We start from the raw sequence: 16,945 nt of genomic DNA, 5'->3' as shown, positions 1-16,945 counted from the left end.
TATCTTACATCCCTGGGGGGAATAATAATGAAATGGAAAGGTAGACAGGGCAGCTCGAACGTCGAGGACAGAAGAGGCATGAGCGGAAAAGGCATGGCCGGAATCGGCGGAGGAATCGGATTGGTAATTGTCTTGATCGTGACGCTCCTTGGCGGTAATCCTAGCGAATTGCTAGGCAGTTTGAATTCTACTGAATCAAACAATGGCAGCACTTATGTCGAGACTGATGAAGAGAAGGAACTTGCGCAGTTCCTATCTGTCGTCCTTGCAGAAACGGAGCAGGTCTGGACAGAAGAATTCCGAAAAAATGGACTGGAATATAAGAAACCGAACCTTGTCCTGTATTCAGGCAGTGTCGAATCGGCATGCGGAATGGCAGCTTCTTCCGTAGGGCCATTTTATTGTCCGGGTGACATGAAACTATATATTGATCTCAGCTTTTATCAAGAGTTGAAGCAAGAGTTCCAGGCACCTGGTGATTTCGCCATGGCCTATGTTATTGCCCACGAAGTCGGACATCACGTTCAGACACTTTTAGGGACAACGGAAAAGGAAATGCCCGATCGTTCACAGGTCAGCGAGACTGAATATAATAGGTATTCTGTCCGTCTTGAACTACAGGCCGATTATTTGGCTGGAGTTTGGGCACATCATGTCCAAGGAGAGAATTTGCTTGAAAAAGGCGATCTTGAGGAGGCCTTGAATGCAGCAAGTGGTGTGGGGGATGACCGTATCCAAGAAAAGGCGCAGGGGTATGCGGTTCCGGACAGCTTCACACACGGTACATCCGAACAGAGAAAACGGTGGTTCAATAAAGGTTTTAAATCCGGGGATATGAATGAAGGCAATACTTTTAAAGCGAGTAACCTTTAAAAGTTCTTACCTGTTTAGATTAAAAGAAAAAAGGGGGGCTTATCCCCCCTTCAGATTGTAGACAAATTCGAAGAAAAGCGAGTTTGTCTACTTTTTTTATGTTAAAAATTGCAGTTGATTTCAGAAATCCTGTGAGGTTCAGCTAAAACAGTAAAAATACATGGATTACTCGGTCTTGTTTTAAAGTCATGGCAATAATTCTTTGATAAAATTGTAATAGGGATACGGGATAAGACCATTCCAATCCACATCAAGCGGACAAACTCAAAGGGGTATTGCCCCTCTTTTTCTTATGATCCAAGTAAGCACTGACTCAAACGCGTTCCAGCATTCTGTTTAAGGCCAGGATTGCATTATCCGCAATGTTCTTCTCCACTTTGATCGGATTGATGATTATACCTTCTTCAATGGATTCAAGCGCCCACAGCAGGTGAGGCAGATCAATTCGGTTCATCGTAAGACATGGACACATATTCGGATTTAACGAGATGATGTTCTTGTCAGGATTATTGGCGATAAGTCGCTTGACAAGGTTCATTTCCGTTCCGATTGCCCAGGAACTGCCTGGTTCGGCTCTTTCGATCATATTGATGATGTACGATGTCGAACCCGCATAATCTGAAAGGGCGACTACCTCACGGCGGCATTCGGGATGAACGATGATATTCATTTCAGGCTGCTCCGCTCGAAGCGTTTCAATATTAGTTGTGGTGAAATTTTCATGGACTGAACAATGTCCTTTCCAAAGAAGTACCTTCAGATCTTCGAGCTCCCCTTCATAAATCAATTCATCCTTATGCGGATCCCAGACAGCCATTTCAGTCAATGAGATGCCAAGGTCAAAGGCTGTATTCCTCCCAAGATGCTGATCGGGAAGAAAAAGGATCCTTTCCTTTTGCGAAAGTGCCCACGAGACCATCCCTTGTGCATTGGAAGAAGTCACTGTCGCCCCGCCATTTTTACCTACAAATGCTTTGATGGCCGCGGTGGAATTAACATAAGTTAGCGGAAGGATCGTATCGCCAAATAAATCCTGAAGCTTTGTCCAAGCCCGTTCCGTTTGTTCAATATCCGCCATATCCGCCATGGAGCAACCTGCACGCATGTCAGGAAGGATAACCGTCTGCCCTTCTTCCGTCAAAATATCAGCTGTTTCAGCCATGAAATGCACACCGCAAAACACGATATAATCCGCTTCGCGATTTTGCGCTGAAAGCTGAGCCAATTGAAGTGAATCTCCCGTTGAATCCGAAAATTGAATGACTTCCTCCCGTTGATAATGATGACCTGGGATATAAAGGCGGTTCCCCAGTCGTTCCTTAATGTCCCGGACCCGATTCTCCATCTCTTCCTTTGTCATCGTTTTATACGTTTCAGGCAATGCATTTCCTGCTGTTTTAGCCATTTCCAATATGTTCATTTCAAAATCCCCTCACATTCTTTGACCTTTGCGCTAATATCAAGTGCCCTGACACTGTGGGTCAAGCTGCCCAACGAAATATAATCTACCCCTGTTTCCCGATATGAGGCTAGATTGTCTAAATTGATCCCTCCAGAAGCTTCAGTTATGACGTGGGCGGGAACCAATTTAATCAGTTGCTTGATTTCTTCTGGGCTTCGATTATCGAACATGATGATATCTGCACCGGCTTCCACTGCTTCAAGCACCTGTTGTGGTGATTCCGTTTCCACTTCCACTTTAGTGGTATGTCCCAGTTTGGATTTTACCGTTTGAACCGCTTTCGTTATGGACCCAGCGAAAGAAATATGGTTGTCCTTTATCATGACTGCATCATACAGACCATTTCTGTGATTGTATGCCCCGCCGGAACGGACCGCATACTTTTCAAGCATCCGCAGGCCAGGTGTAGTTTTCCTCGTATCACAAGCTCTCGTCTTCGTCCCCGCTAAAATCATGGCAGCTTTATTAGCCTGTGTAGCAATGCCGGACATACGCTGCACTAAATTCAAAACGACCCGTTCCCCTTTTAAAAGAGATGCCATATCGCCGGTCATTCTTGCAAGCTGCTGTCCTTCTTCAAAGACTTCGCCATCTTGAACAAAAAGGAAAACCTCGATTTGCTCATCCAATAATGCAAATCCCGTCTTGATGACGTCCCCTCCACTAAAGACCCCGCCTTCTTTTGCGATGAATGTCAAAGACCCTTGTTCACCTTGATCGAAAATCGTATCACTCGTTACATCGCATTCCCCTATATCTTCCAATAAAAATTGTTGCAGCATCTGCTTAAGCTTCAATATATTCATATAGTCGTCTCCCTTTCACTCGGTTTTTCACATCGGTGCAAGCAAGGATAACCGAATTTTCAAGCCATTTGGCGTCATCTTCGCTTGGATAGTCACTGCGGAAATGACCGCCCCTGCTTTCCGTTCTGGTCAATGCGGATTCGGCAATCAGCCACGCCACTATCATGGCATTTATTTTCGTTATTTCTTCTATCGTTAATTCCGTTACTTCCAAATGCAGCAATTTTTCGATATCAAATGTCTCAAGATAATCCTTCAGTCGAGTTAATCCCGCTTCATCTCGAACGATTCCCGCTTCGTTCATTAATTTTTCCTGCAATGTCGTGAGATCAGGTAAAAAGGTAACTGGACTGGAACTCTTGGACTGCTCTTTTTCTTCCGGTATCGTCCTTGCCGGCACTTTAGCAAGGAAACGGCCAAGTGTATTTCCAAAAACCAGCCCTTCGAGAAGTGAATTGCTTGCCAATCGGTTTGCACCATGTACACCCGTGCACGCTACTTCACCAACAGCAAACAAAGAAGGAACTGAGGTCTGCCCGAATTCATCCACTTCAATTCCTCCCATTAGAAAATGGTTTCCAGGTGCAACGGGGATTTTCCCCGATTGAAGGTCCAGCCCGCTTTTTTCACATAATGAGCTCACTGTCGGAAAACGAATCTTAAAATCCTTAATCATCGAAATATCCAAAAATACCTTTTCACCGCGCTGCAAATAGGAAAAAATCGTTTGTGCCACAATATGCCTTGGAGCTAGATCCTTCAAGCTATGGACATCCTCCATGATCGGCCTTCCCATTTCCGTCACTAATCTCGCACCATCCCCGCGGACCGCTTCTGAAACCAGCCCTTGCGCTTTGCCATTTACAAAAAGCAGGGTCGGATGAAACTGAATGAATTCCATGTCACGAACTTTTGCCCCGGCCTTGAATGCAAGTGCAATTCCATCACCTGATACCGTTTGTGAATTTGAAGTGAAATGGTATAGGGAACCACAGCCGCCTGTAGCCAAAACCGTCTGTTCAGCATGATAGGCAGCAAGATCACCTGCCTTATCAAGTGTTTTGACCCCTATGCAGGAATCATCTTTCCCGATGATCAACTCCACTGCAGCAACATTCTCCAGCACAGTAATCGATGATTTTTTCAAGCACCCTATAAGATGTTCCATCATGTACTTCCCGGTAGCATCTCCGTGACTATGGAGAATTCTTCGTTCACTGTGGGCGCCCTCCATGCCAAGCAATAGTGTTCCGTCATGATCATGGTCAAATCGCATACCCGATTCAATAAGATCAGTTATTACCGAAGGTGCCTCTTCGACGAGTTTTTCCACTGCCTTCACCTTGTTATATCGCTGACCAGCCGCCAGCGTATCTTTTTTATGTAAGGATACTCTGTCACGATCAGATATTGCAGCAGCAATCCCGCCCTGAGCTAAATAAGAATTGCCATGACGGATATTTGATTTTGTGATGAGTATCACATGCTTATGTTCACTTGCTTCCAATGCCGTTTTCAAGGCAGCAATACCGCTGCCTATCACGATGATTTCCGCTTTTACCATTATTTCATTCCTCCTGTTTATGACAGGTGTCTTGACAACTATATTTACATATTATTAAACTATTATCAAGAAGTTTTTTAAGATTAAAGGATGGAAGTGATTTCTTGATTTATTTGGATTATGCCGCTACAACTCCGATTGATGAGGAGGCTCTAGACGTATTCAGCCAAGCATCCCGGAAGTTTTTCGGGAATGCGAGCAGTTTGCATGATATTGGCTCTGAGGCGGCACGTTTATTGGATATGTCACGACAGCAACTCGCAGAAATGCTGAACATAAAAAAGGAAGGAATCATCTTTACGAGCGGCGGATCAGAAAGCAACATGCTGGCCATAGATACATTCATCGCTTCGAAACCATCCTGGCAGAACCACTTGATCGTAAGCCGAACTGAACATGCATCTCTTGCCAATTTCGTGACGAAGCTTGAACAAGATGGCTTCGAGGTTACTTATTTACGGCATTTGGAAGATGGCCGTGTTGATATTGAACATCTCCAGGAATGTATGTCGGAGAAAACATGCTTGGTCATCGTCCAGCATGTGAATTCGGAAATCGGGGTCATTCAACCCATTGAGCAAATAAGTGAAATCGTTCGTAAACACCAGGCCTTTTTTCATGTGGATTGTGTCCAATCATTTGCTAAATTACCGCTTGGCAAGATAGCTGCCTCATGTGATGGACTATCCGTTTCCAGTCATAAGATTTATGGTCCAAAAGGGACTGGGGCCGTCATTTTCCCGGCCATCCATCAGTTGAAGGCTTCGGTCCCGAATATCACTCATGAATATGGTTTCCGACCAGGAACAGTGGACGTCCCCGGAATAGCTTCCTTTGTAACCGCTGCTAAGAAATTGGGGGATATCATGGAAGATGAACGAAAACGGATTTCCACACTTAGGATGCAATTGATCCAACGGCTAACGGATAGGAAAATCGATTTTCAAATCATCGAAGCAAAAAACGAGCAATTGCCTCACATTCTGGCGCTGACCTTCGCTGGATTGCAAGGACAGTACATCATGCTGGAATTAAACCAGAAAGGATTCGCCGTTTCGACGGGAAGCGCCTGTCAAATCGGTAAACAGGATCCTTCAAAAACGATGATGGCCATTGGGAAAAGCGAAGATGAAGCACATCAATTCGTCCGCTTTTCCTTTGGCAAATACACGACGGCCGACGACATTCAAAAGTTGGCGGACTGCATCGAAGGAATAGCTGCCATTCGATAAAATCCTCCAATCTGTGTTAGAATGTTTGTAATTAAAGAGGTGAATGTTTATGGAAAGAAAGAAATTACTCGGGGAAGAAAGACGGACGAAACTCTTACATTTATTGCAAACAAGCGCGGAGCCTGTAACAGGCAGCGAGCTTTCGCAGATAACGAATGTAAGCCGGCAGGTTATCGTTGGTGACATAACCCTCCTGAAAGCGCGGAATGAGCCTATCATTGCGACGAGCCAAGGCTATCTGTACTTACAAACGGGGAGCACGCAAAAGCCGGAACGGATCATTGCTTGCCAACATGATCCTTCCCGGACCCAAGAAGAGCTATATTTACTCGTGGATATCGGCATCACGGTGAAAGATGTCAAAATCGAGCACCCCGTATACGGTGACCTAACTGCTTCCATCATGGTCAGCAGCCGTAAGGAAGTCCAGCAATTCCTTTCAAGGGTGACGGCAACGAATGCATCTTTTTTATCGGAGCTGACGAGCGGCATCCATCTCCATACACTGAGCGCATCATCTGAAGAACTGCTCGACGAAGCGGAGTGTGCTTTGAGGGATGCCGGCATTTTAGTCGATTGAATGAACGAAAAAACCTCAAAAGCCATATCTTTTGAGGTTTTTTTATGGGCCTTATGTTCACTCATCATTGGAATTGCTTTCATTTGAGCTGCCATCCCCGGAGTTTTCATCTTCGTTACTTCTTAACTGCCCGATAAGACTAATGACGGAACCGACCGCCTGTACCCAGCCTCCCATCACTTGGATTGATTCAGCATCAGATGGCTTCTCTTCCAAATAAGGATATTGATATTTTTGCAGTTCCTGCTCCTTATCTTGTTCTTCTTGCTCTTGATCCTTATCTTGGTCTTTTTCTAGAATGCTATTTTTAAGTTCGGCAATTCCACCTATCGCTTGCATCGAATTCCCAATCGCCTGCAACAAATTTCCCGTAGCATTGAAGGCCTGCTCCGGTTCATCCGGATTTTCGTATGCCCCCGCCAAAGCGGTGCCTCCGCCCAACGCTTGAATCAGATTACCTTTGATGATTAATTCCTGTTTCGTTATTTCATCAAAATCAATGACTAGGCCTAAGATAACGGTCGAATTCCCGATTGCCTGTATTATATTACCAAATTTATCCAGTGACCAGGTTTCTTCCGCATCAGCCAATAAGGCATTACCTGTTGCTTGAAGTTCATTTCCAATCAAATCCAAGTTCGTACGAAATTCTTCGTCCAAGACTTTGGATGGTGTACCAGCAACAGCAGAAATGACGGTTCCTATCGCTTGAGTCCAAGAACCGAAAGTTTCTTTGAATTGACTATCCATCTCTGCTGACCACCACCCTCTCTCTGCATTTTTGATTAAAAAGGTGCATCCACTGAATCAGTCATCAAGGTATGTATTACTGCTCCTATTTCCACATGTGGCCTACCGGGATTTACTTATTGTATTTTCTTTCATCACAATCGGTGTTTGTTTTTCATCCAAAATCATGCTGCCTACTTTTATATATTTCATAAAATGTACGCCAAGGGAATACAAAACCTTCACAAAAAAATGCCCCGGGAAAACCCCGGGGCACTTACATATTCATTGGATAAAACTCAGCTGAGGTTGTACCATTTATCATTTCAGAAAAAAATTTTCACAAAAGAAAAATCAGCGCTGCGGTACACCTGTTTGGACTTTAAAGCATGAATAGCTTCCCATGATCGATACCGTACATCCTAAGGCCTCAAGCTCGGAAATCGCTCCTGGGATAAGGACATCGTCAAGGGGCATTTCGATGTCGATGATGAAAAAGTAATTGCCCAATCCTGTTTTCATGGGTCTTGATTCAATCTTGGAAAGGTTAAGTTTCCTCCAGGAAAAAGCGGAAAGGACTTGGTGCAGCTGCCCTGAATGGTCGGCAGGCAACTGAATCATCAAGGTCGTTTTCTTATCCCCTTCAACGGTCAAATGCCCTTCAAAGTCGACTTCACTGTTGGATACGACGATAAACTTGGTGTGATTATGTTCGTAATCGTGAATATTTTGTTTTGCAATCGTCAAACCGTACTCCTGTGCAGCCATATCATTTGCAATCGCTGCAATATTTATATCGGGATTCTCCATCACCATCTTAGCAGCCGCTGCTGTGGATGTGACATACTCATAAGGAATGCCCCTTAGCTCATTATGTAGAAATTTGCGGCATTGAGCGATGGCATGGGAATGCGAATATACCATGTCAGGTTTGAACCCAGGATATGCATGATCCGGATGCACCATATAATGCTGTTGGATTGGAATCGTCACTTCGCCTTTCATCGGCAATGTGACTTCATGGACTAAGTAATCCATCGTTATATTTACCGAACCCTCCAAAGCATTCTCGATCGGCACGAGCGCGTGATTCACTTCCCCGTCCCGAACAGCATCAAGGCAGTCCGGAATCGTGTTCATCGGTATTTTTATATCATTAGGAAATAGTCGCGATACAGCTAAATCCGTGAACGTTGCTTTTGGTCCAAGAAATGCAATTTTTGATGTCATATTATAAACTCCTTTTCACGGAAAATCTATTGTTTATGTTATGCCATTTTCTGATTTTTTACAATAGTTAATCGTTAATTTCCTCTTACAAATGAAAACAGCCTGAAGACAAACCCGATAATAAATGAGTTTGCCTTCAAGCTGTTTTAGGTTTTTAAACTTTGACTGTTGATTGGAACGGAGGGCACTCGCTTTCCGCGGGCGGACCGGGAGCCTCCTCGGCGCCATCGCGCCTGCGGGATCTCCCTTGGACGCGCTTTTCCCGCAGGAGTCTGTAACTTAAGTTCCAATCAACGAGTTCAATTTGACATGATTACTAGAGTCCGTTGGTCTTTAGGTTTCTGTTTCCATGATAAATGCCTCACTTCTCTACGTTCGGCAAAAATTATGAGCCACGCTTAAAAGATACTGACCTGTTTGAACAGATTTTCTCGGAGCTACTATCCTCCCCAACATACATCCATCTGCGCCGCATGAAACGAATAGGCAAACTGTTTTGTTCGTTCATCTTTACATAGTAGACACTCTAATGATCAGTTGGAAAAGGTTTCTTAATGAGACCAATTCGAAACCTTTTGTCTACAAACTGACAGCCTGTACATGTGAAATGTACAGGCTGTTTTCATGCGCCGTTACCAATGATTTCGACTTTTTCGACGAACTCCATTTTACGCAGTTTAGTAAGCAGTTCATTAATATCCATCGTCATCCCACCCGTATTCAGGGATAGGGTGACATTTGCACGTCCCTGCAAAGGAATCGTTTGGTGGATGGTCATGATGTTGCAACCGGATGAGGCGACGAGCCGTAAAAGCTCCGATAGAGTACCAGAACGATCTTCGAGATAGAAGAACAGTGTAATCAGCTTTTCCTTAACAACTGTATGAAACGGAAAAACCGTGTCACGGTATTTGTAAAAAGCACTCCTGCTTAGGTCCACTCGCTGTACCGCTTCCCATACTGATTCCGCTTTTCCCCGTTCAATCATTTCTTTTGCATCCAGCGTTTTTTTCATCGCTTCGGGAAGGACATCCTCTCGAACGAGGAAAAATTTCTGATCGGACTTATTCAAACTCCGCACGCCTCCTTTTGCCTGCCATCATGGTCTCCAATCAATCAACAAATTCAAATTCATATTCAAGGATACGGACGATATCGCCATTTGTCGCACCTTTTTGGCGAAGGCCTTCGTCGACTCCGAATGAACGAAGCTGTCTGGCGAAACGACGTATGGACTCTTCACGGGTGAAGTCAGTCATTTTGAATAAACGCTCGATCTTGAATCCTGATACGGCAAAGCTGCCATCGGGTTCGCGTTCAATGTTAAATTCATCCGACTGTGATGTATGTTTATATAGAACCCGGTGGATTCCAGTATTCTCTTCTTCATGTTCAAGAGGGAACTCTGGGGTCTCTTCGATTTTATCAGCAATAGCATAAAGAAGCTCACGGATCCCTTCACGCGTCACGGCAGAAATCGGGAAGACAGGATAGTCTTCTTCCAGCTTTTCTTTGAAAGCCGCTAAGTTATCTTCTGAGTCCGGCATATCCATTTTACTTGCTACAATGATTTGCGGACGTTCAGTCAAGCGCAGGTTATACTCTTCCAACTCTTTATTGATTGTTTGGTAGTCTTCATATGGATCCCGGCCTTCAAGACCCGACATATCGATTACATGAACGATTACCCTCGTTCTTTCAATATGGCGCAGGAATTGATGTCCAAGGCCCACACCTTCTGATGCTCCTTCGATCAGACCAGGTAAATCGGCCATGACGAAGCTGCGGTGATCTTCCGTTTCCACCATTCCGAGGTTCGGGACGATCGTCGTAAAATGGTATTCGGCAATTTTAGGTCTTGCTGCGGATACGACGGAAAGCAAAGTGGATTTCCCTACACTTGGGAAACCAACCAAACCGACATCAGCCAACAGTTTCAATTCCATGACTATATCACGTTCTTGGCCCGGTTCGCCGTTCTCCGCGATTTCAGGTGCAGGATTGGCAGGTGTGGCGAAACGGGAATTTCCCCGGCCTCCGCGGCCACCTTTGGCAATAATGGCGCGTTGTCCGTGCTCAACTAAATCAGCAATGACTTCCTTTGTCTTATCATCAATGACAACGGTGCCTGGTGGAACCTTGATAACCATATCCTTTGCAGCCGCACCGTGCATGTTTTTGGACATGCCATGTTCTCCGCGAGGTGCCTTAAAGTGACGTTGGTAACGGAAATCCATTAATGTACGCAAGCCCTCTTCCACTTCAAAAACGACATTGGCCCCATTTCCGCCATCTCCGCCGGCAGGTCCGCCTTTAGGTATGAATTTCTCACGACGATAAGCAACTATCCCGTTACCACCGTCTCCGCCTTTTACATAGACTTTCGTTTGATCGACAAACATGCTATCACTTCCTTGTTTTCTGCAAGTCATTTCTTGCTGTATACTTCTCTAAAAGTTAATATCCATCTTAAAAAATATTTCATCCTCATTACATTCAAGAATTTCAATTGATTGCTCGGCCGTCAATGAACTTTCCAAAAACTCGATCACTGGGGATTGATCAATGAACCTGCCTTGCATATGAAATGAACAGCGCATATCGCTCACTTCTTTTTTACACATGGAAACAGCCAGTATATTTTCAAAAAACGGATCGAGATTCTTATCGAGAATTTTAAAGAAATCATTTGTCCAGCGATACATCAGCCCGTCCATCTCAGTTGAGCCTTCAAAAACATCAATGATTTCATATTCGCAATAAAATGATCCATTATTCCAATTCGACGTCAACAACATCTCGGTGAACTTAGGTAAATTCAAACTGGAGAGGCGTGCTTCATTCTGGGTTTCAACAATGATTTCATCAATGATGCCCTTGACACGATCAATTCTGTTCAACTCCAGATTCCCTTTGATGATTTGAATTTTATTCAGCCAGTCATGCCTGGTTTGACGCAGAGTTTCAATAGTCGTCCAATTTTTGTCCATTATTAACACCTTCAATTATGATAAAGAAACTTTTTTTTCAGCTCTATCATGTTGAATACTTCCATTTGTACAGTATATCAAAAAAACAACAAACAGGAAATGAAGCTCGATTCACATGCCTTCACATGAAAGCCCCCGTCCAAAAAATACAGCCACACACCCTGAGTTCTTTGGACGATGGTAGAGCCATTTGAACTAAAAAAGAGAATGGGCCTTTTATGCACCAATTGGAGATATTATAGTTGAATTGGAGTGTCTATTTGGTTTAAACCAAATCGGATGGATGAGTAATCTTGGATTTCCCCCCTGAAAGTTTAAGAAAGCCCGCCGATTGGCGAGCCTTTTGTAAGTCAGAGGTTGTTTTCCTTATACTAATGACTAAAGTCTCCTGCAAACTGCTGGTTCATTTCCTATAGTATAAATAAAGGGCCGGACCCCTTCATCACTATATAGCATACCATTATTAAAAATGACGCGGTATATAGTGTCTTGTAGAAGGAATCAGACCCTTTTGAGTCAGCCTCTGTTCAAAGATGCCAATTATGCTTCTTGTGCAACTGGATATACGCTTACTTTTTTACGGTCACGTCCGAAACGTTCGAATTTAACAACACCGTCTACTTTAGCGTATAGAGTATCGTCTCCACCACGGCCTACGTTCTCACCAGGATAGATTTTTGTTCCGCGTTGACGGTAAAGGATAGAACCACCAGATACGAATTGACCATCTGCACGTTTAGCACCAAGGCGCTTGGAGATTGAGTCACGTCCGTTCTTTGTAGAACCTACTCCTTTTTTCGAAGCGAAGAACTGAAGATCTAATCTTAACATTTGTTCCACCTCCTACTGGTTGAGGATAATTTTCATGTATTTACCATAATCACGTTCGATGGTTTGCAGCGATATGAGCATGCCGTTCAAAAGCAGCTGAACCTTCTCTTCCGATTCCGGCGAAAGATTCCCCGGAATGACGCAGCGAAGATAGCCGCCTTCTCTCCCTTGCTCAATCTCAGGCTCTACGTCCGTTAAGGACATGATTGCATTGACTGCCCCGAAGGAAACAGCCGATACACCTGCACAAACGATATCAGAACCTTTTTTAGCAAAATTAGCATGTCCGCTTAAGGTGAACGAAGCAATCCGTTCCTGCGGAGCATCAAATACAACTTTGATCATCTAGAATCAGCCCTTACGCGTTGATTGCTTCGATAACAACTTTAGTGTATGGTTGACGATGACCTTGTTTTTTACGATTGTTTTTCTTCGCTTTGTATTTGAAAACAGTGATTTTCTTTTGCTTACCTTGTTTTTCGACAGTACCTGTTACAGTAGCGCCTTCAACTAATGGAGCACCGACTTTCACGTCTTCGCCACCTACGAATAAAACTTTGTCAAATGTAACAGTTTCGCCTGCTTCTGCGTTTAATTTTTCAATGTAAACCGCTTCGCCAGCTGCTACTTTAATTTGTTTACCGCCAGTTTCGATAATTGCGTACATACTTGCACCTCCTTAAATGTCTCAGACTCGCCAATCACAGGCGTTTTACCAGAAAGGCAAAAGCTTAAAACCTGATGTTGAGCGGTTGTAGCACGGGTGCTACAAACATAACATTAAAATCCTAACATGAAACAGGAAAGGCTGTCAATATATTTATAACAATTCCCGCCCTTCACTCGAAAGCCTTCCCGATTTCCTGAATGCTCCCGAAGCGCTTGATGGAGTAAGCATTCCTCGAACCTGGGATAAAAGACAGGAATACCTTTTTACCGATCAATTCCTCCAATGTCGGCCGATATGATTCCTTTTCACCAAGCAGCACGTCCGCCACCGCTTTACTGGCCTCCACCCAGACCGCTTCATCATCTGTCTTCCTGTGTTCCAGCAGTTCACGTTCCAACCGGAAGGCAACCGTTTCAGGGCTCTCGATTTTACCGCTTCCACTGCACACTGGGCAAGGCACCGTCGTCATCTCACTTAAAGACGGGGAGGTTCGCTTTCTCGTCATTTGTAAAATGCCCAGTTCCGTAAAACCGATGACCTGGGTTCGCTTCTCATCCCTCACCGCTTCCTTTTTAACGATTTCGATGATTTCCTGCTTATGCCGGGACTGCTCCATATTGATGAAATCTATCAGGATGATTCCGCTGATATTCCTCAATCTCAGTTGACGGGCGACCTCTTTCGCCGCAGCCTGATTAACGGCAAACAATGTTGCTTCCTTCGCCACCTTGCCGGTGAACTTACCTGAATTGACATCGATTACGGTGAAAGCTTCCGTTTCTTCAAAAATTAAATATCCGCCATTCTCAAGCCAAACGATTTTCTTGGCCATTTTCTCAACTTGCGCTTCCACATTCCATTCGGAAAAAATATTCTTTGTACCCGATACATGGGATATTTCCCACTCCTTACGGTTTTCCTGTATCCATTTTTTCAACTCGAGATAGGCCTCGAAGTCATCGATGGCAAGTTCCCCGGTCGCCGTTCCCGACATTTCGGAAATGATCATATCAAGGTATTCATCCCTATCATAGAGAAGGGAAGGGGCCTTGAGGGACGCAGCCTTAAGTTCAAGCCCTTTAAAGAGCTCCCGCAATCCACTTAACCTGTCAAGGAAGACCGATTCACTTTCGTTCTCCATCGAGGTGCGGACAATCAATCCCTCATCAGGATTTTTATGCTGCAAGGCAGTTTCCCGCCATTGCTTCTGAAGATCATTGTTTTTGAATTTCTTTGAAACACCAACATAATCTATTCCATGTATGTATACGAGGGAATCTGTCGAAAACTCGATCAGCCCAGTCAATTTAGCTCCTTTGGTGCCCGTTTCATCCCGCGTCACCTGAACTAGCAGCTTTTCTCCCTGACGGACAAATTGACCGATCGATGCATTCCCATCACTTTTTTTTATCAGCTGGAAAGAGGGAATCTCGTCACGGTGTAAAAAACCATTTTTCTCTGCTCCATAATCAATGAAGACGGCATCCATGCCCGGTAACACCTTCGTCACCTTCCCAAGATAAATATTACCGACCGTACTGCGCTTTTGAGGCGGAATGATTTCAAGTTTACGTAAAACACCATTCTCAAGTACAGCCACTCTTTTTTCGCGTGAAGCCAGGTTCGCGATCATTTTTTTCATCAAAAAAAATCCTCTCCTCAATTTGAAGAAAGGATAACATATTTAATAAGAATATAATAGGTCGCCGATTTTCCCGTTTGTCATTTTCTCGGAAAAATAGGCATGAAGGATTTCCGTTTCATCCAACGAGCCGCTCTCTTTCCCGTTTTTCATGATGATCACGGGGTGTTTACAGCCGCGTTGAAACATTTCCAGCACTTTATAAATCGGTTCTTGTGAATCCACCGAGATCGGCTTCAGTTTCGCCAAATCATTCGTATGCCCGTAATGGCGCTGCAGAAGAAAGCGGATGAACGCATAATACCTCTGCCGCCATTCCATGACGAGTGACAGACTTATGAAAAAGATGATGAGCCAGATGTTCAAATTGAGCGGATCCAGAATGAGCCAGGTCAAAAAAGCAAGGAAAGCGAATACTGCAGAAAAGTGAAGTGTATGCTTCTGCGCTTCCAGAAAGGTGCAGTATAGGGAAACACCGATGAATAGCAGCCTTCCCCCGTCCAGGGGCCAAATTGGCAGCAGATTAAAAATCAGCAGCATAAGATTCATATACAAAAATGGCTGGTACAGCTCATATGGGATAATGGTAAAGAAATAGAGCAGAAAAGCTGCGCCAATGAGCCAAACGTGTTGAAGCGGACCGGCAAGCACCACCGCCAAATCCTCCTTCAAACTCTTGTTTCCATATTCCTCAGTCTCGACAGCCCCGCCAAAAGGAAGAAGCTGGATTGACTTTATCCGCCATTTGAAGTGCTGCGCACAGACGGCATGCCCCATCTCATGTATGAAGACGATGAGCAACAGCATCATCACTTCAACGAAATGGGCTGTGAGGATGGCGATGCCAATGACAAACCACAATGTCGGATGCACCCTGATTTTAAACAGCAACTTCCCATATTCACTCAAAGGAAATCACCTTTTTAGGATCGACGAAAGCATCATTTTCCTTTATCGCTAAATAAAACCTGCCCATGGATCCATCTTCACTTAGTGTAACCTGTCCGACTTCATTGCCCTTTTTAACGAACTCATACAATTTCACATCAATTTCTTTCAGCTGCCCATACCAAGATTCAGTTTTATTGGCATGCTGAATGACTACCGTCTTTCCGATCCCCTCCTTTTCACCGGCAAAAATGACTACCCCTTCATTAACGGCCTCGACCTTTGAGCCTTTGCTCGTTTCCAATATGATTCCCTCACCGTTCGTCTCGAAGTTTTGGGTAATCTTCGCAGAAGCTGGCATTGCATATTCTTCATTCGAATCAACAGTTTCCGTATTGGCTTCATTCGGTAAAAAAGCGATTGGTTTACCAAACGCACTTTCGTACCAATTGGAGATTGAAGCGAACTGAAATTCCTTGTTCATGTTCTCCGTGACAAAACTCCTGGCAGGGTCAAGCCGCACAGAAGGGTGTTTGAACATCACCGCGACAATCAGGAATAGGCATACACTGGCAAGGATTTTAAAGAAAAAATATTCTTTCTTGAAGAGCGGATGGTCTTTTTCGGAATACCCGTTATATGAATCAATCCCATATGGTTCCTCATTGTTAATCTCCGTCCAACTACTGCTTCCTGCAGGTTTATCATTAAACTTGCGTCTCTTGGCGATACGATTGCGGATATCTTTCCTGCGATCATCCATTCCAGACTTCCCCCCCCTGCTCATGTCAAAGCGCTATATTACAACGTATGAGCAACTTGTCCAGACTATTCTGCACTTCCCTTAAAAAATTTTTTCCGATGAAAAATTCACTGAAACTTATGAATTTCCAAGGTGGTTCGGGCAATCGGTTCAGAAAATCGAATAATTGAGATTGATATTGTTCCCCGGAATTTGTTATAATAAAGTGGTTTTAACATTATTGAGGGGGAACATTTTTTTATGTCAATCGAAATAGGCAGCAAAGTACAAGGTAAAGTAACAGGTATCACTAATTTTGGAGCATTCGTAGAATTACCAGGAGGCTCAACAGGTCTTGTGCATATCAGTGAGGTAGCAGATAGCTATGTAAAAGACGTAAATGACCATCTTAAAGTAGGCGACCAAATTGAAGTAAAAGTGATTAGTGAGAAAGACGGAAAAACTGCCTTGTCCATCAAAAAGGCTATAGATAGACCCGAAGGGCAAACCTCTTCTTATACCAAACGCCCACCACGCCAAGGGGATAGCCGTTCTAAAGATTTTCGTTCAAAAGGTAATTTCCAACCAAAGGAAAATTTCGAAGATAAAATGGTGCGCTTTTTAAAGACTAGTGAAGAAAATTTATCGACACTTAAACGCAGCACCGAATCAAAACGCGGCGGCAGAGGCGGAAGACGCGGATAAC

The 16,945-nt window shown here is 44.1% G+C and carries 18 protein-coding genes and 1 other annotated feature; of the genes, 4 read left to right on the top strand and 14 right to left on the bottom strand.

Annotated elements, in window-relative coordinates; translation table 11 throughout:
* Nucleotides 1-27 precede the first annotated feature (27 nt).
* Entirely contained in the window at nt 28-873 is an 846-nt protein-coding gene (locus tag LQ188_RS10970; protein WP_230176803.1) for a neutral zinc metallopeptidase, read from the top strand.
* Between the two features lie 313 nt (nt 874-1,186).
* Here the strand turns inward: LQ188_RS10970 and nadA are convergent, their stop codons facing one another.
* Genes nadA through nadB form a run of 3 tightly spaced genes read right to left on the bottom strand, consistent with a single transcriptional unit; the run spans nt 1,187 to nt 4,705 of the window.
* The gene (gene nadA / locus LQ188_RS10965) at nt 1,187-2,293 is read right to left on the bottom strand and encodes a quinolinate synthase NadA (protein WP_101222776.1); all 1,107 of its coding nucleotides are present in this window, start codon (nt 2,291-2,293) and stop codon (nt 1,187-1,189) included.
* Nucleotides 2,290-3,141, bottom strand: coding sequence for a carboxylating nicotinate-nucleotide diphosphorylase (gene nadC, locus LQ188_RS10960; RefSeq protein ID WP_230176802.1), 852 nt, complete (start codon nt 3,139-3,141; stop codon nt 2,290-2,292). Before nadC ends, nadA begins: the two co-directional genes overlap by 4 nt.
* The gene (gene nadB, locus LQ188_RS10955; RefSeq protein WP_101222778.1) at nt 3,122-4,705 is read right to left on the bottom strand and encodes an L-aspartate oxidase; all 1,584 of its coding nucleotides are present in this window, start codon (nt 4,703-4,705) and stop codon (nt 3,122-3,124) included. The genes nadC and nadB overlap by 20 nt, the downstream gene beginning before the upstream one ends.
* A 104-nt stretch (nt 4,706-4,809) precedes the next feature.
* Between nadB and LQ188_RS10950 the strand changes: the two genes are divergently transcribed.
* Together LQ188_RS10950 and LQ188_RS10945 are read left to right on the top strand one after the other, a co-directional pair.
* Complete coding sequence (locus LQ188_RS10950; protein ID WP_230176801.1) at nt 4,810-5,937, top strand: IscS subfamily cysteine desulfurase; 1,128 nt, start codon at nt 4,810-4,812, stop codon at nt 5,935-5,937.
* Between the two features lie 49 nt (nt 5,938-5,986).
* Nucleotides 5,987-6,517, top strand: coding sequence for a transcription repressor NadR (locus LQ188_RS10945; protein ID WP_101222780.1), 531 nt, complete (start codon nt 5,987-5,989; stop codon nt 6,515-6,517).
* 57 nt (nt 6,518-6,574) lie between these two features.
* Here LQ188_RS10945 and LQ188_RS10940 read toward each other — a convergent pair whose 3' ends face one another.
* The 11 genes from LQ188_RS10940 to LQ188_RS10890 all read right to left on the bottom strand — a co-directional run bounded on the left by LQ188_RS10940 (nt 6,575) and on the right by LQ188_RS10890 (nt 16,260).
* Nucleotides 6,575-7,267, bottom strand: coding sequence for a hypothetical protein (locus LQ188_RS10940; protein WP_230176800.1), 693 nt, complete (start codon nt 7,265-7,267; stop codon nt 6,575-6,577).
* A 333-nt stretch (nt 7,268-7,600) separates the two neighbouring features.
* Nucleotides 7,601-8,476, bottom strand: coding sequence for a prephenate dehydratase (gene pheA, locus LQ188_RS10935; protein WP_230176799.1), 876 nt, complete (start codon nt 8,474-8,476; stop codon nt 7,601-7,603).
* 622 nt (nt 8,477-9,098) lie between these two features.
* A complete protein-coding gene (locus LQ188_RS10930) occupies nt 9,099-9,548 on the bottom strand; it encodes an ACT domain-containing protein (protein ID WP_034308837.1) in 450 nt (149 codons plus the stop codon).
* Nucleotides 9,549-9,588: 40 nt separating this feature from the next.
* The gene (obgE, locus tag LQ188_RS10925; protein WP_101222782.1) at nt 9,589-10,878 is read right to left on the bottom strand and encodes a GTPase ObgE; all 1,290 of its coding nucleotides are present in this window, start codon (nt 10,876-10,878) and stop codon (nt 9,589-9,591) included.
* A 48-nt stretch (nt 10,879-10,926) separates the two neighbouring features.
* Nucleotides 10,927-11,466 (bottom strand): Spo0B domain-containing protein, encoded by a 540-nt coding sequence (locus tag LQ188_RS10920; RefSeq protein ID WP_101222783.1) that lies wholly within the window; start codon nt 11,464-11,466, stop codon nt 10,927-10,929.
* A 540-nt stretch (nt 11,467-12,006) separates the two neighbouring features.
* Nucleotides 12,007-12,297: a 50S ribosomal protein L27 gene (gene rpmA / locus LQ188_RS10915; RefSeq protein ID WP_048688955.1), complete on the bottom strand. Its 291-nt coding sequence runs from the start codon at nt 12,295-12,297 to the stop codon at nt 12,007-12,009.
* Between the two features lie 12 nt (nt 12,298-12,309).
* Nucleotides 12,310-12,642 carry a ribosomal-processing cysteine protease Prp gene (locus LQ188_RS10910; RefSeq protein ID WP_101222784.1) on the bottom strand — a complete coding sequence of 111 codons (333 nt, stop codon included), beginning with the start codon at nt 12,640-12,642 and terminating at the stop codon, nt 12,310-12,312.
* Nucleotides 12,643-12,655: 13 nt separating this feature from the next.
* Complete coding sequence (rplU, locus tag LQ188_RS10905) at nt 12,656-12,964, bottom strand: 50S ribosomal protein L21 (RefSeq protein WP_034308849.1); 309 nt, start codon at nt 12,962-12,964, stop codon at nt 12,656-12,658.
* 13 nt (nt 12,965-12,977) lie between these two features.
* Nucleotides 12,978-13,061: a sequence feature (ribosomal protein L21 leader region), on the bottom strand.
* Nucleotides 13,062-13,136: 75 nt separating this feature from the next.
* Entirely contained in the window at nt 13,137-14,609 is a 1,473-nt protein-coding gene (locus tag LQ188_RS10900) for an Rne/Rng family ribonuclease (RefSeq protein WP_230176859.1), read from the bottom strand.
* A 42-nt stretch (nt 14,610-14,651) separates the two neighbouring features.
* Nucleotides 14,652-15,518, bottom strand: a complete 867-nt coding sequence (locus LQ188_RS10895; RefSeq protein WP_101222786.1) for a M50 family metallopeptidase — start codon at nt 15,516-15,518, stop codon at nt 14,652-14,654.
* Complete coding sequence (locus tag LQ188_RS10890; RefSeq protein WP_230176798.1) at nt 15,511-16,260, bottom strand: M23 family metallopeptidase; 750 nt, start codon at nt 16,258-16,260, stop codon at nt 15,511-15,513. The genes LQ188_RS10895 and LQ188_RS10890 overlap by 8 nt, the downstream gene beginning before the upstream one ends.
* A gap of 240 nt (nt 16,261-16,500) precedes the next feature.
* On the opposite strand from LQ188_RS10890, the gene LQ188_RS10885 reads away from it, so the two are divergent.
* Entirely contained in the window at nt 16,501-16,944 is a 444-nt protein-coding gene (locus tag LQ188_RS10885; protein ID WP_034308861.1) for a S1 domain-containing RNA-binding protein, read from the top strand.
* The last annotated feature ends 1 nt before the right edge of the window (nt 16,945 follow it).

Origin of the sequence: Peribacillus sp. Bi134, from assembly GCF_918698065.1 — a bacterium.
Classification (GTDB): Bacteria; Bacillota; Bacilli; order Bacillales; family DSM-1321; genus Peribacillus.
This window is presented reverse-complemented; position numbering and strand designations above follow the sequence as displayed.